Origin of the sequence: Mycolicibacterium aubagnense (genome assembly GCF_010730955.1) — a bacterium.
Taxonomy (GTDB): Bacteria; Actinomycetota; Actinomycetes; order Mycobacteriales; family Mycobacteriaceae; genus Mycobacterium; species Mycobacterium aubagnense.
Genome location: NZ_AP022577.1, coordinates 4875075 through 4900442, shown reverse-complemented (window position 1 = coordinate 4900442; position 25368 = coordinate 4875075). Strand labels below are relative to the sequence as shown.

Below are 25368 nucleotides of genomic sequence, written 5' to 3'. Positions count from 1 at the left end.
GAGCGAAAATGACCGAAGCACCCAAGGCCCGCCGCAGGCGCGCCGACGGCGAACAGTCGCGCGAGCGAATCCTGGACGCCGCCAACGAGATTGCCTCTGAACGTGGTTACGAGGGCACCAGCATCGGACTGGTCAGCAAGAAGTGCGGACTCCCCGCCAGCTCCATCTACTGGCACTTCAAGGACAAGGACGACCTGCTGGCCGCGGTCATCGACCGCAGCTTCGAGACCTGGCTGAAGGTGTGGAAGCTCCCCTCCGACGGCGAGCCGCGGGAACGCGTCATCGGCCTGGCCACGCAGCTCGCGAAAGGCCTACTCGACAATCCCGACTTCCTGCGCCTCGGACTCATGCTGGCGCTGGAGCGCCGGCCCGTGGAACCGAGCGCCCGTGCGCGGTTCCTCCAGGCGCGGACGCAGGCCTCCGAGTCGCTCACGGAAGCGCTCAGCGAGCTGGCACCGGGACTCACGGACGCCCAAGTGCGACTGTTGGTGAACTACTCAATTGCGGGCGCCGACGGCCTGTTCATCGCCAAGGAACTGGGCGGCGACTCGGTGGACCTGCTCGAACTGTTCGAAATGCACGCCAACGCCATGTACGACACGGCACAGCGGATGCTCGCCGAGACTGCAATCTGATGTCGCTCACCACTGGAGAGCTGCACGCCGCCGCCGATCTGATCCACGCCGCTCACCTCAACCGGGTCCCGATCGCGCCGCTGACCGCGCGCTACCCCGCGCTGAGCGTCGACGACGCCTATGCCATCCAGAAGATCAACCTCGACAGGCGGCTGCACCTCGGGCACGCCGTGGTCGGGCACAAGATCGGCCTGACCTCCGAACCGATGCAGGCCCTGCTCGGTGTCGACGAACCCGACTTCGGCTACATCCTCGATGACATGGTGTTTCCTGATGGTGGCGCGGTGTCGGCTGACCGGTTCTGTGCACCACGCGTCGAGCCCGAGATCGCCTTCCTGTTGCACACAGCGCTGCGCGGGCCCACTGTCACGGCCGACGACGTACGTGCGGCCACTCAAGCGGTGGCGGTGGCGCTGGAGATCGTCGACAGCCGCGTCGCCGATTGGCAGATCGCCCTGCCCGACACCGTCGCCGACAACGCCAGTTCGGGCGCGGTGGTGCTCGGCGAATGGGTACCCTTCTCCGCCGCGCTCGATCTGCCGAATGCCCGGGCATCGTTGCGGCTCAACGACATCGAGATCGACACCGGACTCGGATCGGCGGTGCTCGGCGATCCGGCCGTTGCCGTGGCGTGGCTGGCCAACGCACTGGCGCCTTATGACATCGAAATCACCCCTGGCCAGTTCGTCATGTCGGGTTCGTTCACCTCCGCAGCATTTGTCCACCGCGGTGACCGGGCCGATGCCACCATCACGGGCCTCGGCACCGTGTCCTTACATCTCGACTAGAGAACCGGAAAATCTATGCAGCACAACCCAACCTGGCCAGTTGCCATCATCGGGTCCGGCAACATCGGCACCGACCTGATGATCAAGATCCTGCGCAGCGACGGCCCGCTGCGACTCGCGGCCATGGTCGGGATCGACCCCGATTCCGACGGCCTGGCCCGGGCCGCACGCATGGGGGTGCCCACCACTGCGGAGGGGGTCGACGGCCTCCTGAAGATGCCAAACTTCAGCGATATCAAGCTCGTCTTCGACGCGACCTCCGCCGGGGCCCACCGCGCCAACTGGACACGCCTGCAGCCGACGGGCGTGCGCATGCTCGACCTCACCCCCGCGGCGCTCGGCCCCTACTGCGTCCCGGTCGTCAACCTCGACGAGCACCTCCACGCGCAGAACCTGAACATGGTCACCTGCGGCGGGCAGGCCACCGTGCCGATCGTCGCCGCGGTCTCGGAATGCGGCATCGTGTCGTACGCCGAGATCGTCTCCTCCGTCTCTGCGAAATCGGCGGGGCCCGGTACCCGGGCCAATATCGATGAGTTCCAGCGCGTCCAGTTCGAGACATTCACCAGCGAAAACCCGCTGTACATCCCCGAAACCGGCAAGTTCGCCGGCACCCGCGTGACCGCCTTGCTCGAAGTCACCGGCGCCGCCCACTACCTGCCCCCTTACGCCGGCAACCTCGACATCATGACCTCGGCCGCGAAGGCCGCCGCCGAAACCATCGCCCATCGCACGCGTGAAACCGCGGGAGCCACAACATGAGTCACGACCTGTACATCAGCGACGTCACCCTGCGCGACGGCATGCACGCAGTACGCCACCAGTACACCGCCCCGCAGGCCGCCGTCATCGCCCGCGCCCTCGATGAAGCCGGCGTCGATTCCATCGAGATCGCCCATGGCGACGGCCTTTCCGGCTCCAGCTGCATCTACGGCTTCGGCGCCCACACCGACATCGAATGGATCGAGGCCGTTGCCGCCGTGGTGCGTCACGCCCGGGTCGCCACCCTCGTGTTGCCCGGCATCGGCACCATCCGCGACCTCAGGGACGCACACCGCGCCGGCGCCACGGTCGTGCGGGTGGCTACTCATTGCACCGAGGCCGACATCTCCGCCCACCACATCGCGGCCGCCCGCGAACTCGGCATGGACACCGTCGGTTTTCTGATGATGAGCCACATGACCGGCCCGCAATCGCTCGCCGATCAAGCCAAAATCATGGAGGGCTACGGCGCCACCTGCGTCTACGTCGTCGACTCCGGTGGCGCGATGACCATGCGCGACATCGCCGACCGGGTTGACGCGCTGCGTCAAACCCTTGATGCGACAACAGAAATCGGCATCCACGCGCATCACAACCTGTCGTTGGGCGTGGCCAATTCGATCGTCGCAGTCGAACACGGCGCCAACCGGGTCGATGCATCGCTGGCCGGGATGGGCGCCGGCGCCGGGAACGCACCGTTGGAGGTGTTCATCGCCGCGGCCACCAAGCTGGGCTGGGAGCACGGGTGCGATCTACATGCCCTGCAGGATGCCGCCGACGATCTGGTCCGGCCGTTGCAGGAACGCCCCGTGCGGGTCGACCGGGAAACCTTGACGCTCGGCTACGCGGGCGTCTATTCGAGCTTCCTGCGGCACGCGGAAATCACCGCTGCGCGCTTCGACGTCGACGCCCGAACGCTACTGGAAGAAGCCGGCCGGCGCGGGCTCGTCGGCGGCCAAGAAGACATGTTGGTCGATATCGCCCTAGACGTGGCGTCGGCCAACACTGCTGAAACTCCATTGAGCTTCTCCGCAGTCCGCCGACCCTGACCACACGGCGATTTTCGGGCTCTTGTTCCGCCACTCAGTCAGTTTCGCGAGCCTGTCGCCAGAGCGAGGCTCTAAGCGACCAGTTCCACCAACGTCGCGTTGGCGGTGCCGCCGCCCTCGCACATGGTCTGCAAGCCGTAGCGGATTCCGTTGTCGCGCATGTGATTGATCATCCTGGTCATCAGCACTGCGCCGGAGGCGCCGAGGGGGTGCCCCAGCGCGATCGCGCCGCCCAGCGGATTCAGTGCGGCCTCGTCGGCGCCGGTATCGGCGAGCCAGGCCAGCGGCACCGGGGCGAAGGCTTCGTTCACCTCGAACACGCCGATCTCGGCGATGCTCACGCCCGTCTTGTGCAGCACCTTCTCGGTGGCCGGAATCGGACCGGTCAGCATCAGCACCGGGTCGGCGCCGCTCACCGCGCCGCCGACATACCGCACCAGCGGGGTGAGCCCCAGCTGCAGCGCGTTCTCCAGGGTCATCACCAAAAGCGCAGCCGCACCGTCGGAAATCTGCGAGGAGTTGCCTGCGTGGATCACGCCGTCGTCCTGAAACGCCGGCTTGAGGCCGCCCAGCTTCTCGACGGTCGTCCCGCGCCTGATGCCCTCGTCCTCGTGCACCACGCCGCCATCGTCGGTGAACACCGGAACAATCTGCGTGACGAACGCGCCCGAATCCTGTGCCGCAGCGGCAAGTTCGTGCGACCGCGCGGAGTATTCGTCCAGCCGCGCCCGCGACAGACCCCACTTCTGCGCGATCATCTCAGCCGAGATGCCCTGGTTGAAACTGAAACCGTCATACCGGGCAAGCGCTTTCGGCCCGTACGGCTCGCCCGTCTGACGGGCCGCGCCCAAAGGCACCCGGCTCATCACTTCGACGCCGCCGGCCACCACGATGTCCTGCTGGCCCGACATCACGGCCTGCACCGCGAAATCCAATGCCTGCTGCGACGATCCGCAGGCCCGGTTGACCGTCGTACCCGGAATCGACTCGGGCCAGCCGGCCGCCAGCACCGACCACCGGGCGATGTTGCTGGACTGGTCGCCCACCTGCGAGACACAACCCCACACCACGTCGTCGACGAGATCCGGCGCGACGCCGGACCGTTCCATCAGCTCATTGAGCACCACCGCGGACAGGTCGGCGGCATGCTCGCCGGCCAGTCCCCCGTTGCGCTTGCCGACGGCGGTCCGCACGGCCTCAACAATGACGACTTCACGCATGGTCGCTCCCTGCTCCGTAGACATCTCCGATGGCACCGTCGGCCCGCAGACCGGCGATATCCTCAGCGCTGTAACCCAATTCGCCGAGTATCACATCCGTGTGCTCGCCCAGTCCCGGGATTGCGCCCATGCTCAGCTCGAGGCCGCTGATCACCGGTGGCGGCAACAACGCCTCGATGGGGCCGCCCGGCGTACCGACCTGACGCCATCGGTCGCGGGACGTGAGGTGCGGATGGGCGATGACTTCACTGGGCAGGTTGTACCGGGAGTTGCCGATGCCGGCAGCGTCGGCCACCTGCTGAATGTCATCGAGATCGCGCTCTGCGCACCAGGATTCGATGGCGGCATGGAGTTCGTCGCGGTGCGCGCAGCGGTCGGAGTTGCTCGCGAATCGGGAATCCTCGGCGAGGTCGGGCCGGTCGATGATCTCCCGGGCCAGCCGCTGCCACTCCCTGTCATTCGTGGTGCCGAGCACCACCTTCTGCCCGTCCCGGGTTGCGAACGCGCCGTACGGCGCGACAGCCGGCGACGCCATGCCGAGCGGCTGCTGGTTCACGCCGGAATGCTGGGTATAGGTCAGCGGGTAACCCATGATGTCGGTCATGGTGTCGAACAGGCTGACCGCGACCGACGGCGCCGCACCCGTCGACACGCCGCGCGCCCGGCCCAGCAACAACGCCATGATCGACAGCGCCGAGTACAGGCCTGTGCTGATATCGGCGACGGGTGGGCCCGGCTTGGCCGGCATCCCCGGAAAGCCGGTAACGGCGCAGGACCCCGATTCGGCTTGCACCAGAAGGTCGTACGCCCGCTTCTGCGAGAGTGGGCCGGCGGCACCGTAACCGGAAATCTCGACGGGGATCACCTCTGGATGCCGCTCACGCAGCTCCTCCGGTGACAACCCCAATCGCGCGGTCGCACCAGGCGCCAGATTCGAAACGAATGCGTCAGCGCCATCGAGCAACTTGTGCAGGACCGCAATGCCTTTGTCGGACTTGAGGTTCAGGGTGATCGACTGCTTGCCCCGGTTGGCCCAGACAAAATGGGCGGCCTGGCCGAGCACCACGTCGTCGTAGTCGCGGGCGAAGTCGCCACCCTGGGGGTTCTCGATCTTGATCACGCGGGCGCCGAAGTCGGCGAGCACGCGCGTGCACATCGGCGCGGACACCGCCTGCTCCATCGCGACGACGGTGATCCCGGCCAGCGGCAGCGACGACGCTTGGGTCACACCCTCACATAACCATGCCGCCGCCGGCCGGCACGCTGCGCCCCCACTCAGGAGTCCGACGCACAGCTGACGTCGACGTACACGTTGTTGACCATGCGAGTATCCGCGCGCTGGGTCGGGTCCGCAGGATTCGGCAGCCCGTGCACGTCGGTCACCGTGCACGCGGACAGCGGTGCGCTCGGGGCGCCGTCGACCTGCACGTTGTAGCCCTCGCTGCGCAACGTCGACACCACGTCGGCGCCGTTGTTGCCGGACACGCTGGCGGCCTGCGCCGGGCCGGCGGTCATGAGGGTGGCAGCGGCCAGAGCCGCTGCTGCGGCGGCGGTCGAGAAGAATGCGCTCTTGCTGATCATTTCGATGTCCCTTCACGGTGGGTTTCTGACGACTTCCAGCCTCGAATCGGCCGACAAGGGTTCCCCGGAGGAACGATGAAGATTCGTTAAAGAACGCGGCGCTGACCAGGTCATCCGGTCGACCAGGTCTTCGCGCGGGTGCACTATGAGCAGGTGAACGGCACTGAACCCACGCCGAGCCTGCGCGCGCTGGTCGTCGACGACGAGACTGCGCTGGCCGACGTCGTGGCCAGCTACCTCAAACGCGAACAGTTCGAGGTGCGCGTCGCTGCTGACGGCCCGTCGGCCCTGTTCGTGGCGCGCGAACTCGACCCCGATGTCGTCATCCTCGACATCGGGCTGCCCGGGCTCGACGGCATCGAGGTGTGCCGACAGCTTCGCGTGTTCTCCGACGCGTACGTCGTGATGCTGACCGCGCGTGATACCGAGATCGACACCATCGTCGGGCTGTCGGTCGGCGCGGACGACTACGTCACCAAGCCGTTCAGTCCCCGCGAGCTGGTGGCCCGCATCCGCGCGATGTTGCGCCGGCCCCGACGGGATCCCGATCCAGTCCCGGCGACCGGGACACCACCACGCGTGTTCGGTGACCTGCACATCGACACCGACAGCCGTCAGACCCTCCTCGGGGGCGCGCCGATCATGCTCACCCGTACCGAGTTCGACGTACTGGCGGCGCTGTCGTCGCGGCCACGACAAGTGTGGACGCGGCTCCAACTGCTGGAAGCCGTCTGGGGCGAGTCGTGGTTCGGCAATGACAACGTCGTCGACGTCCACGTCGGCCATCTGCGCCGCAAGCTGGGCGACAACTCGACCGAGCCGCGCTATGTCACCACGGTGCGCGGCGTCGGATACCGAATGGGAGAAGGCTGATGGCCCAGAATCATCCGCGCAGCAAGCACGGAATCCGCAGCCGCCTGCTCGTCACCAACGCGGTGGTGGTGGTCGCGGCGATCGTCACCACGACCACCGTCGCCCTGATCATCGGTCCACCGATGTTCCGGAAGGTGATGCAGGACGTGCTCATCCCGGGTCGCACCGGCCCCCACCCGTACGAGCACGTCTTCCGGCAGGCGACCGCCGTCTCGGTCGGGATGTCGCTCGCGGTGGCTGCCACCACCGCCCTCGCGCTGAGCTGGTATCTGAGCCGACGGATGCACCGTTCGACCGCCGAACTCGCCGCCGCGGCCACCGCCGTGGCCGACGGCAACTACGACATCCGGGTCTCGCCGCCGCACCTGGGCACTGAATTCGATGCCATCGCGGACGCTTTCAACACCATGGCCGAGCAGCTGGGTTCTGTGGAGATGACCCGGCGCCAGCTGCTGGCCGACCTGGCACACGAGCTCCGCACGCCTGTCTCCGTCATCGATGCCTATCTGGAGTCGATCGAAGACGGCATCCACCCACTCGACTCGACCACGATCGGTGTGCTGCGCGACCAGACCCGCCGGCTGGCGCGGCTCAGCTCCGACGTCCGGGCACTGTCCGATGCCGAACGCGACATGGCGCTCATCGATACCCGGTCCGTTGCACCCACAGCGGTCATCGCCGCCGCCGTGGACGCCTTCGCGGCGCCTTACCGCGCGAAAGGCGTTGCGCTGACCTCAGATATCGCCCCAGGACTGCCGGACCTGTGGGCGGACCCTCAGCGACTCGACCAGGTGCTGGCCAATCTGCTGACCAACGCGCTGCGGCACACCGAGCCCGGCGGCACCGTGCGGGTGATGGCGACCAACGCCGGTGCGTCCGTACAGATCCAGGTGTCCGATGACGGCGACGGTATCGCCGCCGAGCATCTGCCACGGCTGTTCGAGCGGTTCTACCGAGCCGACTCGGCGCGCGACCGGGCGCACGGCGGTTCGGGTATCGGACTGGCGATCGCCAAAGCCCTGGTCGATGCCCACCACGGCCGCATCAGCGCGGCCAGCGCCGGCGTCGGCAGCGGCGCGACGTTCACCGTCGAATTGCCCTGCCGTGCAACGTCGCTCGCCGCGTCGCGCGAGCCCTGATCCGCGACGGACGCCTAGTGGGGGTAGTTCGGGTAATTCGGGTTCGGTGGGTAGCCCTGGTTGGGATACCCGGGCGGCGGATAGCCCGGATAGCCCCGGTACGGGTAACCGGGATACCCCCGCTGCGGCGGCATGGGATACGTCGGCCCTGGCCCGCCGCTCTGACCGCCACCGGTCTGCCGGCGGCGCAACACCACGACAACGAACACCACCAAGCACGCCGCCGCTAGCACAGCGAAGACCACGATCGGCCACGACCAGCCGTTGGGCGGTGCACTCACCCGGATTTGGCTCGCGCCGGGACACCGCACGGTCACCGGCCCGCGGTCGCGTGGCAACTCCCCGACCGCCCGGAAGTCCCTACCCCGGGAGAACAGAAGACGCCGTTTGCCGCCGAATCGTTTCTCGGGGTGCGCACCGGTGAAGGGCGCCAGCGCCTGCGTCGTCCCGTCAGATGTCGTTGCCGTGCAACGAATGTGGGATTGCGACGGTTCGAGATAGACGACGTAGCTGCCCTTTGTGGGCGTCACCACGTCACCTGACCGGATCAACGCGCCCGGTTCGCTCTTGGACCCGAGGAAGATCACCACCAGCAGTGCCAACATCCCGAAACCGAACAACGTACCGATCACTCTGCCGATCGGACTGCGTCCCCCTGCGCTCCCCATGTCCCGATTCTCACATGGGCCGACCAACACCTCCGTCAACTGGCGGGGCCTGCGCGGCGGCCAGACGGGTACCCGCCCAAAATCCAGCCAGCTAATTTCAGCGGCTAAATAGATCTTGACCCAGCAAACATACTGTGCGTATTTTACTTGTGGGGCTCAATCGTTGGCGACCATGGCATATGGGGCGGGGTTGGTGCGCCTGCTGTTAATGACGTTGTGGCCGCTGGCATTAACGATCACGGAAGCGGGGACCAGATCATGCCGGCTGCACATACCAGGAAATCCACAGCAAATACACAGAAGGTGGCGGTGGCTCTAGTAGCTAGCGCCGCCGCAGTGAGCGCGAGCTTTGTCGCGGTCAGTCCACAGGCCAAGACGATGGCGGCTCAACTGCCAGAAATTACGAGGCAGGTGAAGCTGACAGCGGGTTCGGACCCGATCTCGCTGATCGAGGGCCTGCTGGCGCTACCCACGTCTGTCGCACAAGAACTCCTCGGCAACGGGCAGTGGATCAACAACTTGGCCTACCTCGTGGCGCAGCCCTTGGCGGCCGCCGACGGCGTGCTCTACGGGCTGGACACCGCGGCCGCGCCGGTGGTCATGAACGCTGTCACGACGTTGCTGTCGCCGATTGCCACGACACCGTTGGCGCCAGCGGTGGAGGCCGCGCTGCAGGAGTACTTCAAGAATGCGGCCTTCCCTCCCACGGGTTTCGCCGGCTCAGGTCTCACGGGCCTCAACTTTCTCGATATCGCCTTGGCTTCGCTCGTCGACTTCAGCGCCCCGGCAACCGCGCTCTTCCCGGCAGCCGTGACGTTGTTGGAGAAACTGGGGATCCCTCTGCCCTTGCCTGGCAACCTGGTGCCCAATGCGGCGACCAATGCCGCGCTGTCGCCCGCCATCACCCCCGCGGCCGCGACTCCGCAGGACCTGATCGGTGGCCTGGGCGGCATTTTGACCAGCGCGTTGAGCACTGTGTGGAATGCCGGGGCCTACCTCGCAAGCATTCCCATCAACATCGGGGCTCAGACGGCAATAACACTCTTGTATTACGGCGCTGCTGCCGTATTCCACCCGGATCTGCTCTTCAGTCTGCTCACCAGCTACATCCCGAACTACGTCAGCCAATACGTCCAAGGTGGCATCAGCGGATTCATCAGCACCACAACGCAATTCCTGTCCAGCCTCGCGGGCGCCCTCGGCGGCCTCCTTCCAGCGGCCGCGGCGCCACTGGCGGCTACCAACGTGTCCAAGTTGCAGACCAAGTCGGCGGTGACGCCCTCCATCAGCCCATCGGTTCCAGCCCCGCAGGATCTGGTCGGTGGTCTGGGTAATGTGGCGTCCTCGGCAGTGTCGATGGTGGCGAACGACGTCGCGTATGCGGTGAACTTGCCATTGGCTGTTGCGGCGCCCGTGGTTGTCCCGCTCGTGGCCGGTCTGCCCTACACCCTCACCCCACAGGCCCTGCTCGGGTTGCTCACCACCAACCTGCCCAACGCGCTACGGTTCGGCCTCACGAATACCGTGAATGAAATCGTCTCGCAGGCTGGTCAATTCGTCTCCAGCCTGGGCGGCCTCGTCCCGGCGGCAGCGGCACCACTGGCCGCCACGAGTGTGCCCAAGGTGCAGACCAATCTGATCAAGGTCAGCAACCCGACCGCGGCGTCAGTGCCCAACAGCGCTGTCGGTTCGAAGCCGGACAACGCCGGCACCGACAAAGCAGGCACCGACAAGACGGGTTCCGACAAGGGCGGCAAACACCGCAAGTCGACTGACTCCAGCCAGACCGACAGCGGCACGAGCGGCGGCAGCAGCCTTTCCGGCGCCGGCGCCGGAAAGGCTGGTGGCGGAGAGAGCAAGAGCGGCAACGGCTCTCACGACAACGACGGCTCGAAGCACTCGTCAGACAAGTCGGAGTCGAGTAGTCACGGAACCGGGGATGGTCACGGTGGCACCGGGAGCGGCGGTGGTGGCGGGGGCCACCGCAGCGGCAAGTAGCCTGTCCGGGAACCGGTTTCGCCGGGTGGCTTCATTGGTGGCAGGTGTGCCGCCGATGAAGCCACTGGCGCGATGCGACGCAGATTGACAAGAACCGCCTAGCTACTGAGTGCGGCTGCTACGCCAACCCTCAGACGCCGCCCGCCCGCCGGTTCCGCTTCTCCACGTCGGCAAGTACCTCGACCTGCTCAGCCTGTTCGCGTTTGGCAGCCGCGGCGGCGCGCTTGTCTTGAGCATCATCGAGCGCGGCTTCAGCCGCAGCTGCCGACTTGACTTCGGCCATGTTGATCCGTTGCAGCCGTTGCTGTTCGGTGGCTTCAGCGGCTTCGCGCTTGCGGTCGGCCTCGGCCCGGCTTGTCCTGGCGGCCTGGACGATGCGCTTGTCGGCGTTTTCCGCCGCCTGCCGCTTACGCTGCTGCGCGCGCTCATGAGCATCGGCCACTGCGTCCTGCTTGGCGGCGATGGCTTCGTCGCGGTCGTCGGCGGCCTCTTCCAGCGAGTCCTCCAGCTGGGCGCCGGCCTTTCGACGCCGTTGGGCAGCAGCCAAGCTGCGCACGGCGGCTTGGCCGCGAACTTCGCTTCGCCGGGCCAGCACCGCGCCCTGCCTGCGCAGCGCGGAATCACCGAGCGCTCTGCCGACCGCCGCGTCCAGCGTGCCAAACGACCGCTCATAGATCAGGCGGGCAGGTGCTTCGGCGTCCAGGCGAGCCATCCACCGCTCCTCGATGAACTGCAGAGGGAACCGGGCCAGACGGTATTGCGCTCGCAAAAGCTGTAACGGCAATTCAATGATGCTCACGATATCTCCTTGGTTCTCAACATCTCTCAGGGAAGGTCGGTTTGATCGGTGAGGGTCTGAGCACGCTCGCGAAGGCGCCGGGCCTCGGCTTGTTCCTCAGCAGCCTCTCCCAACGCGGCGCGATGTTCGGCGAGCGCTTCACCCGCTTCCCTGCCTGCGGCCGCGGTGTCGACCGTTTCTCGGGTCTCCGCCTGGCGTTCCTCGCGCTGCTCCTCGACGCCGGCGCGGACCTGTTCCTCGGCAGCGCGGTGCCGCGCTGCCTGTGCGGCGTGCTGCACGTGGGCCACCTGTTGTTTCTGCGCAGCGTGTTCCGCGGCCTCGGCGCCCGACCGCACCATGTCCCGGGCAATCGCTGCCTGGTGGCGCGCTTGAGACAACAGATCGGTAGCGGCCTCGGCTTCGGCATCAGCGACTGCCTCGATTGTGTTGGCTTCCCTGCGGGCCCGCGCCTGGGTCTGCTCCAGCTGTCCTTCGGCGGTCAAGGAATCGTTGCCGGTCACTGCGCCGGCGATCTCCTTGGCCTTGCCTTTGATCGAATCGATCAGGCCTTTGCGTGCCTCGTCAGCTTTCTCATGTTCGCCCATGTCTTCTGGCATGCTCGTTTTGCGCGCCCTTGAAACCACCGACCGGTCCTGCCTCGGGTCGTCCGGGGACAGCACAGCGCGCTGAACAGGCACAGGCCATTCGTGAGGGCTCTACATCCGGCCAATGTGATTTCGGTCAACCCTTACTTCAGCGATAGCCACAAGGTCGTCGTGCCATCAACGGGCGGCGCCCAGCACCTCGATCTCGTGAGCGGGCAATCCATGCCCAGGTAGTACATGTTCCACGTGCAGGGAGCGCAGGCGCGCTGCGGTGCGGGCGCTGGCCGCGGCATCGATGGTGTCTGGCGCGAACCGCGGGCGGCCATACATGGTGATGACCGCATCGCCCGACAGGAGCGTCCGAGAGTCTTTGTGCCAGAACGTGATTCAGTCATCGGTGTGACCGGGCGCGGCGATCACCGTCCACGCCGAGGCGCCCGGTAGTCGATCGCCGTCGTCAAGGGCGACGGTGGGCTCTGGTCCCGGCCACAGCATGCCGCGCGTGGTGCCGAATCCGACCGTTGCCGACGCCGCGACGAAACCGGCTGCGGCCTTGGCGTCGAAGGGTTGGCCGAACAGGACCGGCCACGTTCGGGCGAGCTTGGCGACGCTCGGTGTGCGGGGTGTGGCACTACCGTCGATGTAGGAGACCGTCTCGGCCGCCAGGTGAATACCGGCTCCGTACCGGTCGGCGATCGCCGGTGCGCCGCTGAGGTGATCGGGATGGCCATGGGTGGCGGTCACCGCGACGGGCCGGCGGTCGCCCAGCAACGGGGCGAGGTCGGCCACCAGTTTCGGCATAAAGGCATCGACCACAACGACATTCCCGTCGTCGCCGTCGATCAGATAGCAGTTGAAGCACCATCGGGACACCCGCGTCACGGGTGAGTCCGCAAACCGTTCTACTTTCACACCCATCTGTCCCCCTCCGCCGCAGTCAGGCTACCGACGAAACGATGGACCGTTCAGGCGACGGTGTTCGGGATGGGTTGGTCGTCGTCGCGGGGACCGAAGTGCCCGAAGTGCTCGACGATGTGCGGGGGCGGTGCGGGTGTCCAGTCCCACGCGGCGATCTGTCGCCGGGAGCGCCGACTGTAGGCACCGCGCAGCAGTTCGTAGCCGTCGGCGCGCAGGAGAAGGGTGGGTTCGCCTGCGCCGCAATGCCATTGCCTGTCGTTCTCGTCATGGATCACCATGGCGGTTGAGCCCTGGGACCGACGGTGCATCAATCGCATCATGGTGTCCAGGAACGGCTGCCAATGTTCGCGGTCGACGCGGTCCAGGCCGAGTGCCTCGTGCAGGTCCGCTTCGTGGCAGATGGCGTCGGCGGCGAGGTTGGGTCCGGTGAAAGTCGGATTCGTCAGGGATGTCTCGACGGTCGGGCCGACGCGGTGCCATTCGGCCAGGAGTTCATCGATCGACCGGGTGCGCCGTTCCCGCACGTGGAGCTCTGTCCATTGATCGCTTCCCGCCACGTCGAGCCTGCCGTTGGTGATGTCGGCGGCACCACCGACCAGATGTGTCAGAAGGTCGTGGACCGTCCAGCCGGGCGTCGCGGGCACCGGGATTGCGAACTGGTCGGCGCTCAGGGCGAGGGCCAGCTCGGCGATTCGGCGGCGAGCGAGCCTGTAGGCAGTATCAAGCATGGTCGTTGTCCTGACTGACTGGGGGCATGGTCATTAATGGGCAGCTAGGACCTGTTGGCCGTCGTTTGACCGTTGTGATGCTGAACCGTCTCGGACGGGGATGTTGGCCCTTCGTGCAGCCCCCAGATGGTGTGCCAGCGGGCCAGTGGTCCCGGCGCCCACCAATTGACGCGGCCCATCAGTTTCATTACAGCGGGCACCAATACGGTGCGGACGACGAACGCGTCCAGCAGCACGGTGATGGTGAGCCCGGTACCGAGCATGCGCATATTGGATTGCTGAGACGCGATCATGGCCACAAAGACGATGGCCATGACGGTCGCGGCGGCGGTGACGATCCGGCCGGTGCGGGCCAGCCCAACGGCTACAGCTTGGTCATTGTCGGAAGCGGTCTGTCGAGGCGTGCGGAGCCACTCTTCGCGGATGCGCGAGAGCACGAACACTTCGTAGTCCATCGACAGACCGAACGCCAGGCAGAAGATCAGCGGCGGGAATGCGGCATTGATGTTGCCCGTGGTGGTCGTGCCGAACCCACCGAGATGACCTTCCTGAAAGATCCACACCATCGCCCCGAACGAGGCGGTCAGCGACAGGGCGTTCATCAGCACGGCTTTGACCGGGAGCAGCATGCTGCCGGTGAACAAGAACACCAGCACCAACGTGGTGATCGCGACCAGCGCCAGCACGAGGGGAATGCGGCTGGTGATCCCGTGGACGTCGTCGATGTTGCGTTGCGCGGTGCCGTCGAACAATGTCGGGCCGGGCGCGGAGATGGCCTTGAGCGCGACGAGTTGGCCTTCGCCAGGCGGCGAGAACGGGTCGAGGGTGCTCGAGACCGTGAGATACGCTGCGTCCCGGCGTATCTCAGCGCCGTATGGATCGGTGCTCATGCGGGCTCCGGCGACGTAGGTTCCATCCGGTGCGGCGACCGCGGCGACATCGCGGGTTCTCGAGAGGGCGGCGGCGTAGTGCGACAGGCCTGCAGTTGAGCCGGCGTCCGTAGGCAGGACGATGCGAATGGCGTTGCTGCCGTACCGCGGGAACTGTTCACGCAGGACATCACCGGCTTGGCGTGACGATGCTGATGAGGGCAATGTCCTGTCGTCGGGATAGGCGGTCTGGATCCCGCGGAACGGCGCGCCCAATCCGGCGAATAGTGCTGTCACGGCGATGATTACCGGGACCGCGTAGCGCATGCAGAAAACGGCTGTTCGGTAGAAGAAACTGTCCTGCAGAGGGCGCCGGCGAGTGTTCTGGCGGCCGCACAGCCGAAGAATCGGAGTGCGGATGTCCCACGCATCTATGCGGGCGCCGAGGACGACCAGTAGTGCCGGCGCCACGACCAGTGCCCCCATTAGCGACAGTCCCACGCAGATCACTCCGGCGTAGGCCAGCGATCGCAGGAAGTACATCGGGAAGACGGCCATGGTGGCCAGGGACAGCGCGACCGTGATCGCTGAATAGGTGACGGTGCGGCCTGCGGTGTTGAGGGTGGTGATCAGTGCTTGTACGGCTTGCGCGCCGTCGGTGATCTCTTCGCGGTAGCGCTCGATGATGAACAGCGTGTAGTCGATGGCCAGGGCCAGGCACAGCGCGGTGGTGAGGTTGAGCGCGAACACCGAGACATTGGTGAACGCGAAGATCAGGCGTAGCGCAGCGGTCGTTCCGGCGACCGCGAATGCGGCGACGAGGAGAGGCACCATCGCTGCGACAGCACTGCCGAAAACCCAGACCAGGACAACGAAGGTGAACGGGACTGCGATGGCTTCGACGGTAACGAGGTCGATGCGCGATTGCCGGTTGAAGTCGTAGTACGCGATGGCCTGACCGCCGGCCTTCACAGTCACGCCATCTCGGGTGCCGACCAGGTCCTTGGCGATGTCATGCGCCCGCGGTGGTGCGTCACTATCACCGCCGGTGATCTCGGCGACGACCAGGCCGGTTCGACGGTCGCTGCTGAGCAGTGAGGCCGCGGTCGCTGATGCTGCCGCGGTCCAGTAAGAGTTGATTTGTTGTGCATGCCCGGACGCGGTCAACGCGTCGATCACGTGGTGGGCGCGGTCACGCACGTTGGAGGCGTCCGGACCATTGGAACCGGTGATTTCGAAGACGATGGGCATGCCGCCGACATCGAAGGTGTGGTTCAGGATCGCTGTTGCCCGGGAGGATTCGGAGTCGCCGACCTCGTATCCCCCGGAGGGCAATTGCACGGCGACGGGGGCGCCGAAAATCCCCGCCAGCACCAACAGCACAAGCGCCGCACCGAGGATCGAGCGTGGGTAGCGCAAGCCGAGTTCGCCGAGTTTGGTGAACATAGTCGAGTTCTCTTTTCTGCGAAGCGGTGACGGTGGTGGCGACACGCGGGGTCACGGATGCGGCAATCCAGTAGCGGCACCACGTATTTCAGTCCGGCGCTAGCCGACTTTCTGAGCTGTGCGCGACACTTCAGAGCCGATGCATTTCACGTTTCATGGCGGCATCTGCCATGAACGCCGGGCGGCGCGGCGGGTACTGCGGCTGGTCGGGTTTGCGGCGGCGGGGACTGCGCAGCGCGTTGGTGATTCGGGTCCACACCCCGGTCCGCCCGGCAGGTTTACCGGCCGCCGCTGCGGCCTCCCGCCGAGGTGCAGGAGCGCGCACCGACGGGGCACGCAGGCGGTTGGTTGATCCGGCATAACTCGAATGTCTCTTTCCAGCAGCTTCTTTCGGCACATCCGATGCGCCCGAGGGCGCATCGATCGGGACGGTTTCGAGTGGAGGGTCGGGGGTCCTGGCGGTCGGCGCCGCCGTTCGTAAGTTCATAAACCGGACGTTACTACTTACTAATTCTGAAGTACATACTTCAAATGATATGATGGGCGAGACATGACGAAGAGGTCTTACGACGAGTACTGCGGACTGGCAGTCGCGCTCGACCTGTTGGGCGAGCGTTGGACGATGCTGATCGTTCGCGAACTGCTGATGGGCCCGAAACGATTCACCGACCTGCTGACCGGATTGCCCGGCATCGGGACCGGACTGCTCACCCAGCGACTACGCGAACTCGAAGAAGCTGCGGTCATCGAGAAAGCCGTGCTACCTCCCCCGGCCGCGTCAACGGTGTATCAGCTCGCCGCAGATGGCCAGGCGCTGCGGCCGGTGCTGCTCGGCCTGACCCGATGGGGACTGCGCCGCCTGGGCACCCCGGCCGAAGGCCAGGCCGTCAACACCAATCTGCTCGCGTTCGCGATGGCCGCCAGATTCAATCCCCAGAGCTCCCCCGCGGCGGACGGCGATTACGAGCTACGCGTCGACGGCAACGCTTTTCACGTCGCAATCACTAACGGAGACATCAACATCCAGGCCGGCACCGCGCATCAGCCTCGGGCGACCATCAGCACAGACATCGCAACACTCGTCGGGATCAACAACGGCTCGAGCACACTCGTCGAAGCCCTCACCCGCCAGTCGCTGGTCGTCGACGGCGACCCCGAAGTCATCGCCAACCTGGCCACCGCCTTCGAACTCAGCGCCCCAACTAACACATAGCCACACGCGAAACAATCACGGCGGCCCGATAACGACACCAGCGATACTGGACCCTATGGGGGATCGGGATCTATCGCGGGACAGATATTTTGGGCACAACTACCTGAGTGGCGGTGAAAAGTGACCCAAGTGCTCATCGCCGCAGCCATCGCGTTGGTGGTGGCAATCCTCGTGACCGCGGTGTTGATCCGCGTATTTACTAGACGGGGCCTCGGCCAACCTATCCGCGACGAGGCCCCGCAAACCCACCAACGCAAACGCGGAACCCCAACCATGGGCGGTATCGCGATCCTCATGGCGATCTGGGTAAGTTACTTGGCCACCAACCTCATTGGGCTAACGCAGGATGGCGATGGCCCATCGGCGTCCGGTCTACTCGTCCTGGGTCTGGCCACTGCATTGGGCTGCGTCGGATTTACTGACGACTACATCAAGCTACGACGGGTCCGCAATCTCGGACTGAACAAGCGAGCTAAGTCCGCTGGCCAACTGCTCGCGGCCGTACTGTTCGGGGTACTTGCCCTGCAGTTCCGCAATGCTGATGGCCTGACCCCCGCCACCACGGAGGTGTCCTTCGTACGTGGCATTGCCGCACTCACTCTCCCGCCCGCGTTGTTCGTGGTGTTCTGCATCGTCGTCGTCTCAGCGTGGTCCAATGCCGTCAATCTCACCGACGGCCTGGATGGGCTCGCCGCTGGTGCCATGGCCATGGTGAGCGCTGCATATGTGCTCATCACGTTCTGGCAGTACCGAAACGCCTGTGCGGTCTCACAAGCGGCCGGTTGTTACCAGGTACGTGACCCTCTCGACCTCGCGGTGGTTGCGGCGGCGACCGCAGGTGCTTGTATCGGATTCGTCTGGTGGAACGCAGCACCGGCCAAGATCATCATGGGCGACACGGGTTCACTGGCGCTTGGCGGCATCGTCGCCGGCCTGTCGGTAACCAGTAGCACCGAGATCCTGGCGGTCGTCTTGGGCTCTCTGTTCGTTGCCGAGGTGACCTCGGTCGTTGTCCAGGTCGCATCGTTCCGCACCACCGGCCGAAGGGTATTCCGCAACTCCCCGCTGCACCACCACTTCGAACTAATGGGCTGGCCGGAAACCACACTCACCATTAGATTCTGGCTCATCGCCGCGGTCGCCTGCGGACTCGGCATCGTGCTGTTCTACAGCGAATGGTTATCGGCGGCGGGCGTCTAAGCAGCCCCAGGCACACCACCACTTTCCTGGGTGTCCCGTCTTGCGACCCGTCTGGGCCGAAGCACCGACCGATGCCGAGTGGGCACACTCAGTGCACGAAACCGCAAGCACAACCGCATATTTCGATGATTGCCCGGAGGCAGACGCCCGACGCTGCCGCGTTGCGTCAATGACACGGCCGCCCGGGCTCACTTGGTGGTGATGCGGCCGCCCGGTTCGAGCTGGCCGGCCAGTTCCTGTTGCATTGCGGGCCAACTGGTCTCATCGACCTGCAACGCGGTACGCAGGTAGGCGGTGGTGACGCGCTGCACGAGCGCGACGGTGGCCGGGTTGTCCGAATCTGACTGCGGCACTGTTCCGTAGGCGTGGATGCCACCCTGAGCGTGGTCAGCTCCGAACAGGGTCAGCAGATACTTGACGCCCGGACTTAGCGCGTAGGCGTCTTCCCACCAGTCCGGGCCGCGGGTGGACAGTGGTGACTGGTCCGCATCGGCGGCGGTGATGAGCGCGGGGGCGCTGAAGTGCTCGAAGCTGGGATTCATGAACGGGAAGAACTGGGTCGCAATCGGTGTGAGGTCGTTGCCGGCCAGCCCGGCCAGGCTCAGCAGTACGCCGGCGCGGATCCGGGAGTCGGTGAAGTCTTCCTGCGCATCACCCGCCGGGGGCAGAACGCGGGCTCCCAGTAGTGCGCTGGCGGTGGTCGCGCCGTAAGAATGCCCGGTCGCGGCGATCCGGCTGCGGTCCACCCGGCCCGGCAGGCCCGGCACAGCCGCGATGACCGCGTCGAGATTATCGACGATGGTCACCAGATCCTGGATCCGGTAGCGCCAGATCTGCGGCCCGCGCGGGTCGGTGGGAGCCAGACCGAGCGACGCCGAGTCCAGGTGGGTGGGCTGGATGACGACGAAGCCGTGCGATGCCCAGAAGTCGGTCAGGGGGCCGTAGGCGTCCATCGAGAAGCCGAACCCGTGCGAGAACAACACCACCGGCAGACCCTCGCCGCTGCCCGGTGCGGTGACACGGACTTGCAGGTCATCGCCACGTTCAGGGGCAGGCAGGATCACGGGCCTGGTGGACAGCGTCGCGGTCGGCGGACCGATGACACTGTCGGTGGGTGCTGGGGTGCGGATCATGACAGATCTCCTGTGCGATGCGGCGCTACCGGGTGGTGGCGCACGGGGCGGGATGAGTATTGTCGAAGTGGACAGGGTGCCCACTTCGACAATACGGAGACCCTCCCCACTTGTCGACCGTGGCGTGGAAGTGCGAGGTGAGAGACATGACGACCAACGAACGCGCAACTCCACCCGCCACCCGGCGGGTGGACGCACAGCGCAATCGCGACAAGATCCTGGCCGCCGCCCGGGCCGCGTTCGCCGACCCCGACGCGGACGTATCGATGGCCGACATCGCGCGCCGCGCGAATATCGGCTCGGCGACCCTGTACCGCAACTTCGCCGACCGGCGCACGTTATTGGAAGCGCTCTACAGCGAGGAGATCGCCACGATCTGCCAGGCTGCGCAGACGTGCGAGGGCGCCACCCCGGGCGCCAGACTGCAGGCCTGGCTGCGCCGCTTCTACGGTTACTTCTTGCACAAACGCGTTCTGGCCAGCGAGCTGCTCCACCTGACCGACGCCGAAAGCCCTGTGTTCCGTGAAGGTTTCGCCCTCGTACTCGACGCCGCCGAGTCACTGGTGCAGGAGGCACACCGATCCGGCGAGCTGCGCAACGACCTCGATGCAACGCAGATTCTCGCGCTGATCGCCTCCATCGCCTCCATCCCGGGAGAGCCAGTCTTCCGAACGCCCATCCTCACCGCGGCACTCGACGCGCTGTGGACACCGAATGCGGCACGCTGACTCGCATGAGGACAGTCCTGCGCGTTCAGCTCAGGCTGGCGGTCGACGATCACACCGGGTTGCACGACGGTCTGGACGAAGCCGGCCGCACCGACGCTACCGCTGATCCCGGTCAGCGGTAGCCCCGCAGAGCCCGCAACACCGCCGGCGTCCCCGCGCTCAATGCGGCCGCCAGCGTCGCAGCGGCAGCGATCCGGGATATCGATGTCCTCACTACATACTCCTCGACTCGTGAGCTTGAGGTAGCGCGATTGTGGCGACCACGCCGCCGCCGGGCGCGGGTTCGATGGTGGCGGTGCCGGAGTGGAGTTGGGCGACCCAGGCCACGATTGCCAGTCCGATGCCGTGGTGGCCGTCGGGGCCGGTGACGCCTCGGTCGAACGGATTGCCGCGTATCGCGGGATCGATGCCTGGTCCGTGGTCGCGCACCGCGACGCGGCCGTCGGCGACGGTGACGTCGATCTGGGCCCGGCGGTGTTCGGGGGCGCCGTGCGTAATGGCGTTGTCGAGGAGGTTGCGGATCGCAAGTCCGAGCAGGTCCGGGTCCCCGGTGACGATGGTCTCGCTGGTTGTCAGGGTGATGTCGTGGCCGTCGCGCACCTCCTCAACGATCGACTCGGCGAGCTGGTCGAGCCGCAGTGGCGTGGTCGCAGTGTGAGCGACGCCGGTGCGGGTACGGGTGCGGGCGAGCAGACCCGTCACCAGACGGGCCATCTGGCCGGTGAGTCGGTGCGCATCTTGGAGTGCGAGATCGGCTTCGGCGGTGGTTCGCGCATGGGGTTCGGTGACCAGTTGCAGCGTCGCCAGTGGTGTGCGCAGTTCGTGTGCTGCGTCGGAGAGGAACCGTTCCTGTTCGTCGAGCATGGCCAGGGCCGGGCGCATGCTGCGGCCCGATAACAGATGGCCGGCGGCCGCGGCTGCCGCGACGAGGGTTCCGCACCCTACGACCAGCGCCTCCACCAGTAGTCGATGGTCGGTGCGACTCGGTGTGGGATCGGTGCCGGCGATCACGGTGGCGATCACTTTGGATCCGTCGTCGATCGGTTCGGCGGCGAGGCGAACGGGTGCACCGGTGGTGGCGATGGCTGTGGCGTAGGCCGTCACGCCAGTAGCAACGACGCGATCTGCGATCGCCTCGAGCCCCATTGGGTCGGGCAGCGCCGATCGTTGGTGTACGAATCTCTCCCGCCAGTGCCCGTCGGGGTCGGTTTCAAGCAGAGCGACCGCGGTATGCCCTTGGGCGAGGTCGTCGGTTCGTAACCCGTCGAAGTCGAGTGCACCGGTTTCGTCGTCGCGATAGACCTGGCGAGCGAGCCCGGTGACGACTCTGTCCACGTGGTTGTCGAGGGCGCGTTCGCGGGAATGTGAGTCTATCGAGGCGGCGACCAGACCGAGCGCTACGAGGCATCCGGCGGTGATGGCGGTGAACAGGGCGGTCAGGAGCCATCGGGTACGACGCAACCGCGCAACGGCTGGACGCGGATCAGCGGGGTGCCTCACACCGGCGTCTGCTCGGGCATCAGGAATCCGGCGCCGCGCACCGTCTCGATGAGCGACGGCGAACCGAGTTTGCGGCGCAGTTGGGCAATGACGACGTCAACCACATTCGATGCCGGCTCCGCCATCTCGTCCCAGCAGCTCTCGACCAGTTCGGTTCTGCTCACCACATTGCCCGCCCGAATCGCCAGCGTTTCGAGCACCGCGAATTCCTTGGGCGTGAGGGTCAGCAGAATCCCGTCGCGCAACACGCGCCGTCGCGGCAGGTCGACGATGAGATCGCCGACATTGATCCGCGCCGGCGCCGGTCGTTCCCGACGGCGGCACAACGCCTGCACTCGAGCCGAAAGTTCGGCCAGCGCAAAGGGTTTGACGAGATAGTCGTCGGCGCCGTGGGCGAAACCGTCGACGCGGTCGGCAAGCGCGTCGAGCGCGGTCAACATCAGTGCCGGTACGGTCACTCCCTGGGCGCGCTTGCCGGCGATCAGGTCGAGTCCGTCGCCGTCGGGCATCGCGCGGTCCATGACAAGGCAGTCGTAATGATTCACCGTGATTTTGAGGTCCGCGTCGGCGAGATCGTGGGCGACATCGACCGCAAAACCCGCCGAGCGCAGTCCGGCCGCGATCCGGACGCCCAGTTCGATGTCGTCCTCGCACACCAATACCCGCATGGGATCACACGGTAGCGCTACGGCCGCACTCACGAGGCGATCACGCCGGCGATCGGTTTCGGGGAACCCGGCAGTACGAGGTTCTCGGGGACACCGAACCATCCCTCGGCGATCGTCGCATAGAACTCGGTCATGTTCACCGTGGCTCGCAGGTTGTCGTCGACATCGAGCCGGGTCAGCGACGGCGGTTCGCCGAAGATTCCCGGGTTGGTCGGGCCGAGCAGCAGCACCGTCGACGCCGCGCCGCGGTCCAAGCCCGAGGATCCATTGTCGGACACCCGGCGGCCGAACTCTCTGAACGTCGCGACGAGCACCCGGTCGAAGTCGGCGACCATCGGCACATGCACGATCCGCAGGCCGAGGTTGTCGTCGGCGAGCAGGCGCGCCGCGAGCCGCAACTGGGCACCGAGATCGGTGTTGGGATAGCCATCCTCGGCCGCGGCCGGCAGGGTCGCGACGACGTCGGAGAACCGAAGGGCGGCGGCGGTCGCGGCCACTCGTCGGGCTGTCCTCAGTTCATGTTCCATGATTCGCCGTAAGTAGTGACCGAGTCGCCGGTTTTAGAGATGAGACGGGCGAAGGGACGCAACAGCACGCCACCGGCAGCGCCTGTGACAGTGCCGTGCGCGTTGGATACCGCCACGGTGCGATGTGGACCGGCGACGTGAACCGAGAAGGTCGCGACTTCCTGGATGCCGGGGCCGTTACCCAAGTTGGCGGAAATCGACACACCCGGCAACAGGTTCGGCGTGATGATGCCGCCGGCACTGGCACCGCGCATCGTCCCGGGGTTGACTTTATCGAGCAGGATGTTCGGTGTGGTGTATCTGAAGTTGATGCCCACACCCAGCGACCACGGAAACCCGATCTGATAGCCCATCACCAAGGTTCCGGCGAAGTCGTCACACCCGGCACCCTCGCAGGAGTAGTTGGCCGTGCCGGAGTGAAACCACTCCCGGGTCAGCCGGTTGCGGTCCAAGGAAGATACGCCGTTGAGGAACGTATCCCATTGCTGCACAGTCAAAGTACGGTCATGTCCATCGACCAGGCTCAGTTCGTTGTCCAGCCCGGCATGCGAAATGCCGGCGACCTGCAGTGCGAGCAGTACCGTACCAACGGCACCCGCGAGGATGCCTCGGATGCTTACCCGCACTTTAGGTTCCGCCTTCCTGGTGGGTGGGTGGGCCGGTCTCGTCGGCGCGATTGGAGGCGTATCGCCAGGTATCGCGCTCGGGTCGGCCAGCTGAACCGACCGAGCAAGGCCCGCAGACCGGCCGAACCACCGGAGTGCATTCACGAACCCCCGACCGGAGCGGGGTGTGGAGGCCGACCGTCTGCCGGAATACCCAGTTGGCCGGCCAGCCACGGCAAGATCAATGCGAAGGCGCGGCCGGCGTAGGGCCAGTCATGTCTGCCGGTCAGTGCGACGATGTCACAGTGGATTCCGTTGGCGGTGGCGAGGTCGCGAAGCCCGGTGGCCGTGCCTTGCTCGACGGGGTCCGCGCCGACAGCCCTGTTCTGGTTGTCCAGGCTGGCGCCTGACACGGTGAATACGCCTGAAATATTCTCGTAGTGACCATGTTTGGTGATCACGGTGCGCGGATCGAACGCTTGCCACGCGGCCACATTGCCACCGAACAGCCGAACGATGGTTTGCGCGGTGGTGCCCGCGTTGGGGCTCGCATCGCCAGAAATGTCGCCAAAGGTATGGATAAGCTCGGGGTGCATCACAGTCAAATCGATCGCACAGGTGCCCCCGGCGGAGAATCCGACGACCGCCCACCGGGAAGGGTCCTTGCTGACCCCAAAACTGGACTCCACAAAGGGGATAACGTCTTTGGTCAGGTGGTCGGCGGCATTGCCGCGTGAACCGTTCACGCACTCTGTGTCGATGTTGAATCCACCACCGGAGTCCACGAACACCAACACCGGCGCCTGACCGTTATGCCGTGTGGCGAATGCGTCGATGGTGGTGATCGCGTCGCCGGCACGTATCCAGTCCGTGGGTGTGTTGAATTCACCGCCGATCATCATCACCGCCGGTAGGGCCGGAGGCGGGGTTGCGGTGAACCACACTGGCGGGGCGTAAACCAACTCGTTGCGATGTTTGAAATGTGACGCCGCCGAATCGATGGTGACCGAGATCAGGACACCCTTTGCGGGCACGTGTCCGCTCAGTTGCATGGCTGCGAGGCCGGCGCGATCGGTCAGGTCCGGCAGCGGTCGGGACATGAGCTCTGTCCATGCAGCGCCCACGGTCGGAAAGTATCCGACCCAGCCGTTGACCATCGCGGCCACACACGCCGCCGACAACGGCACCGCCACCAACGAAACGCCACGTCTCCACCACCGGCTGGTGCGCCAACCAGCGACTGTCGCCACGCACGCGCCACCGAGCACGGCTACCCACACCCACAGCGTGAGCGGAGCTGGACCACCCGTGATCCCTGCAGCACTGACAAACCAGCGGGCGACGGCTGCCAGGACCACGCCCACGACGATCGCCACGGGAACCCACACCGTCCGCCAGCGGCGCGTCCGCCATCCGACCGCGACGATCACGGCCACCAGCGCCGTCATCGTCAGCAACACGGGGACCCAGCCGTGCATCAAGGACAGTTCCTTGAACCGCGCTGCGGTCACGCCCTGATACCTCTCCGCCGGCCGGCGACAGGTCGGACCGCGGCCTCGTGGGGACTCCGAGCCGTCGATGTGCTGCCGTGCACTCGCCCGCCCGGCCACGGCTCCGTCTGGCCGAGATGCTGACCAAAAGTGCTGCGTCGCAGAACATGTGCGCCGGTTGTGCAATCATCGGGCAGTCGTGTGTCCGAGTTCTGCGGCATGCGACTACCGTCGCACCCACACCATT

28 protein-coding genes are annotated in these 25368 nt (G+C 65.9%); 11 read left to right on the top strand and 17 right to left on the bottom strand.

Going from position 1 to position 25368, the window contains the following annotated elements:
* Positions 1 to 8: 8 nt before the first annotated feature.
* The 4 genes from G6N59_RS23505 to dmpG are packed head-to-tail and all read left to right on the top strand — an operon-like array spanning position 9 to position 3234.
* Entirely contained in the window at positions 9 to 635 is a 627-nt protein-coding gene (locus tag G6N59_RS23505) for a TetR/AcrR family transcriptional regulator (RefSeq protein ID WP_138229242.1), read from the top strand.
* Entirely contained in the window at positions 635 to 1423 is a 789-nt protein-coding gene (locus tag G6N59_RS23500) for a 2-keto-4-pentenoate hydratase (RefSeq protein ID WP_138229241.1), read from the top strand. Before G6N59_RS23505 ends, G6N59_RS23500 begins: the two co-directional genes overlap by 1 nt.
* Positions 1424 to 1438: 15 nt before the next feature.
* Positions 1439 to 2185 (top strand): acetylating acetaldehyde dehydrogenase, encoded by a 747-nt coding sequence (locus G6N59_RS23495; protein ID WP_138229240.1) that lies wholly within the window; start codon positions 1439 to 1441, stop codon positions 2183 to 2185.
* On the top strand, positions 2182 to 3234 hold the full coding sequence (dmpG, locus tag G6N59_RS23490; protein WP_138229239.1) for a 4-hydroxy-2-oxovalerate aldolase: 1053 nt from the start codon (positions 2182 to 2184) through the stop codon (positions 3232 to 3234). Before G6N59_RS23495 ends, dmpG begins: the two co-directional genes overlap by 4 nt.
* A 71-nt stretch (positions 3235 to 3305) precedes the next feature.
* On the opposite strand, the gene G6N59_RS23485 is transcribed toward dmpG, so the two are convergent.
* From G6N59_RS23485 to G6N59_RS23475, 3 genes are read right to left on the bottom strand one after another with little or no spacing between them, the layout of a single operon-like run.
* Complete coding sequence (locus G6N59_RS23485) at positions 3306 to 4454, bottom strand: thiolase family protein (protein WP_138229238.1); 1149 nt, start codon at positions 4452 to 4454, stop codon at positions 3306 to 3308.
* Complete coding sequence (locus G6N59_RS23480; RefSeq protein WP_138229237.1) at positions 4447 to 5682, bottom strand: CaiB/BaiF CoA transferase family protein; 1236 nt, start codon at positions 5680 to 5682, stop codon at positions 4447 to 4449. The genes G6N59_RS23485 and G6N59_RS23480 overlap by 8 nt, the downstream gene beginning before the upstream one ends.
* Positions 5683 to 5729: 47 nt before the next feature.
* Positions 5730 to 6035 carry a hypothetical protein gene (locus tag G6N59_RS23475; protein ID WP_138229236.1) on the bottom strand — a complete coding sequence of 102 codons (306 nt, stop codon included), beginning with the start codon at positions 6033 to 6035 and terminating at the stop codon, positions 5730 to 5732.
* Between the two features lie 138 nt (positions 6036 to 6173).
* Here G6N59_RS23475 and G6N59_RS23470 point away from each other — a divergent pair, with 138 nt between their 5' ends.
* A complete protein-coding gene (locus G6N59_RS23470; protein ID WP_138229235.1) occupies positions 6174 to 6908 on the top strand; it encodes a response regulator transcription factor in 735 nt (244 codons plus the stop codon).
* Complete coding sequence (locus G6N59_RS23465) at positions 6908 to 8047, top strand: HAMP domain-containing sensor histidine kinase (protein WP_138229234.1); 1140 nt, start codon at positions 6908 to 6910, stop codon at positions 8045 to 8047. The genes G6N59_RS23470 and G6N59_RS23465 overlap by 1 nt, the downstream gene beginning before the upstream one ends.
* Before the next feature lie 14 nt (positions 8048 to 8061).
* Here the strand turns inward: G6N59_RS23465 and G6N59_RS23460 are convergent, their stop codons facing one another.
* Entirely contained in the window at positions 8062 to 8679 is a 618-nt protein-coding gene (locus G6N59_RS23460; protein ID WP_163910728.1) for a hypothetical protein, read from the bottom strand.
* A gap of 183 nt (positions 8680 to 8862) precedes the next feature.
* On the opposite strand from G6N59_RS23460, the gene G6N59_RS23455 reads away from it, so the two are divergent.
* Complete coding sequence (locus tag G6N59_RS23455; protein ID WP_163911638.1) at positions 8863 to 10713, top strand: hypothetical protein; 1851 nt, start codon at positions 8863 to 8865, stop codon at positions 10711 to 10713.
* A 130-nt stretch (positions 10714 to 10843) separates the two neighbouring features.
* Here the strand turns inward: G6N59_RS23455 and G6N59_RS23450 are convergent, their stop codons facing one another.
* The 7 genes from G6N59_RS23450 to G6N59_RS23420 all read right to left on the bottom strand — a co-directional run bounded on the left by G6N59_RS23450 (position 10844) and on the right by G6N59_RS23420 (position 16544).
* Positions 10844 to 11512, bottom strand: a complete 669-nt coding sequence (locus G6N59_RS23450) for an IF2 family translation initiation factor (protein ID WP_138229231.1) — start codon at positions 11510 to 11512, stop codon at positions 10844 to 10846.
* Positions 11513 to 11538: 26 nt separating this feature from the next.
* Positions 11539 to 12096, bottom strand: coding sequence for a CsbD family protein (locus tag G6N59_RS23445; protein WP_138229230.1), 558 nt, complete (start codon positions 12094 to 12096; stop codon positions 11539 to 11541).
* Positions 12097 to 12273: 177 nt separating this feature from the next.
* The gene (locus G6N59_RS23440) at positions 12274 to 12426 is read right to left on the bottom strand and encodes a hypothetical protein (protein WP_163911635.1); all 153 of its coding nucleotides are present in this window, start codon (positions 12424 to 12426) and stop codon (positions 12274 to 12276) included.
* A 57-nt stretch (positions 12427 to 12483) separates the two neighbouring features.
* Positions 12484 to 13014 carry an MBL fold metallo-hydrolase gene (locus G6N59_RS23435; protein WP_138229229.1) on the bottom strand — a complete coding sequence of 177 codons (531 nt, stop codon included), beginning with the start codon at positions 13012 to 13014 and terminating at the stop codon, positions 12484 to 12486.
* 47 nt (positions 13015 to 13061) lie between these two features.
* On the bottom strand, positions 13062 to 13742 hold the full coding sequence (locus G6N59_RS23430) for a maleylpyruvate isomerase family mycothiol-dependent enzyme (protein ID WP_138229228.1): 681 nt from the start codon (positions 13740 to 13742) through the stop codon (positions 13062 to 13064).
* Between the two features lie 44 nt (positions 13743 to 13786).
* Positions 13787 to 16057 carry an MMPL family transporter gene (locus G6N59_RS23425; protein WP_179970230.1) on the bottom strand — a complete coding sequence of 757 codons (2271 nt, stop codon included), beginning with the start codon at positions 16055 to 16057 and terminating at the stop codon, positions 13787 to 13789.
* A gap of 130 nt (positions 16058 to 16187) precedes the next feature.
* Positions 16188 to 16544: a hypothetical protein gene (locus G6N59_RS23420; RefSeq protein ID WP_138229227.1), complete on the bottom strand. Its 357-nt coding sequence runs from the start codon at positions 16542 to 16544 to the stop codon at positions 16188 to 16190.
* A 63-nt stretch (positions 16545 to 16607) separates the two neighbouring features.
* Here G6N59_RS23420 and G6N59_RS23415 point away from each other — a divergent pair, with 63 nt between their 5' ends.
* Together G6N59_RS23415 and mraY are read left to right on the top strand one after the other, a co-directional pair.
* Positions 16608 to 17270: an HxlR-like winged helix-turn-helix transcriptional regulator gene (locus G6N59_RS23415; RefSeq protein WP_138229226.1), complete on the top strand. Its 663-nt coding sequence runs from the start codon at positions 16608 to 16610 to the stop codon at positions 17268 to 17270.
* Positions 17271 to 17390: 120 nt separating this feature from the next.
* The gene (gene mraY, locus G6N59_RS23410) at positions 17391 to 18470 is read left to right on the top strand and encodes a phospho-N-acetylmuramoyl-pentapeptide-transferase (protein ID WP_138229225.1); all 1080 of its coding nucleotides are present in this window, start codon (positions 17391 to 17393) and stop codon (positions 18468 to 18470) included.
* Between the two features lie 188 nt (positions 18471 to 18658).
* Here mraY and G6N59_RS23405 read toward each other — a convergent pair whose 3' ends face one another.
* On the bottom strand, positions 18659 to 19603 hold the full coding sequence (locus tag G6N59_RS23405; RefSeq protein ID WP_138229224.1) for an alpha/beta hydrolase family protein: 945 nt from the start codon (positions 19601 to 19603) through the stop codon (positions 18659 to 18661).
* Between the two features lie 146 nt (positions 19604 to 19749).
* Here G6N59_RS23405 and G6N59_RS23400 point away from each other — a divergent pair, with 146 nt between their 5' ends.
* A complete protein-coding gene (locus G6N59_RS23400) occupies positions 19750 to 20331 on the top strand; it encodes a TetR/AcrR family transcriptional regulator (RefSeq protein ID WP_138229223.1) in 582 nt (193 codons plus the stop codon).
* A gap of 213 nt (positions 20332 to 20544) precedes the next feature.
* Here G6N59_RS23400 and G6N59_RS23395 read toward each other — a convergent pair whose 3' ends face one another.
* The 5 genes from G6N59_RS23395 to G6N59_RS23375 form a co-directional block, all read right to left on the bottom strand.
* The gene (locus tag G6N59_RS23395) at positions 20545 to 21831 is read right to left on the bottom strand and encodes a sensor histidine kinase (RefSeq protein ID WP_138229222.1); all 1287 of its coding nucleotides are present in this window, start codon (positions 21829 to 21831) and stop codon (positions 20545 to 20547) included.
* Entirely contained in the window at positions 21828 to 22499 is a 672-nt protein-coding gene (locus G6N59_RS23390) for a winged helix-turn-helix domain-containing protein (protein ID WP_138229221.1), read from the bottom strand. Before G6N59_RS23390 ends, G6N59_RS23395 begins: the two co-directional genes overlap by 4 nt.
* Positions 22500 to 22528: 29 nt before the next feature.
* Complete coding sequence (locus G6N59_RS23385) at positions 22529 to 22996, bottom strand: DUF1501 domain-containing protein (protein ID WP_163911630.1); 468 nt, start codon at positions 22994 to 22996, stop codon at positions 22529 to 22531.
* Positions 22997 to 23010: 14 nt separating this feature from the next.
* Entirely contained in the window at positions 23011 to 23640 is a 630-nt protein-coding gene (locus G6N59_RS23380; protein WP_407665908.1) for a porin MspA, read from the bottom strand.
* Positions 23641 to 23792: 152 nt separating this feature from the next.
* Positions 23793 to 24788 carry an alpha/beta hydrolase gene (locus tag G6N59_RS23375; protein ID WP_234884125.1) on the bottom strand — a complete coding sequence of 332 codons (996 nt, stop codon included), beginning with the start codon at positions 24786 to 24788 and terminating at the stop codon, positions 23793 to 23795.
* 151 nt (positions 24789 to 24939) lie between these two features.
* On the opposite strand from G6N59_RS23375, the gene G6N59_RS31235 reads away from it, so the two are divergent.
* Positions 24940 to 25149 carry a hypothetical protein gene (locus G6N59_RS31235; protein WP_234884111.1) on the top strand — a complete coding sequence of 70 codons (210 nt, stop codon included), beginning with the start codon at positions 24940 to 24942 and terminating at the stop codon, positions 25147 to 25149.
* Positions 25150 to 25368: the final 219 nt, after the last annotated feature.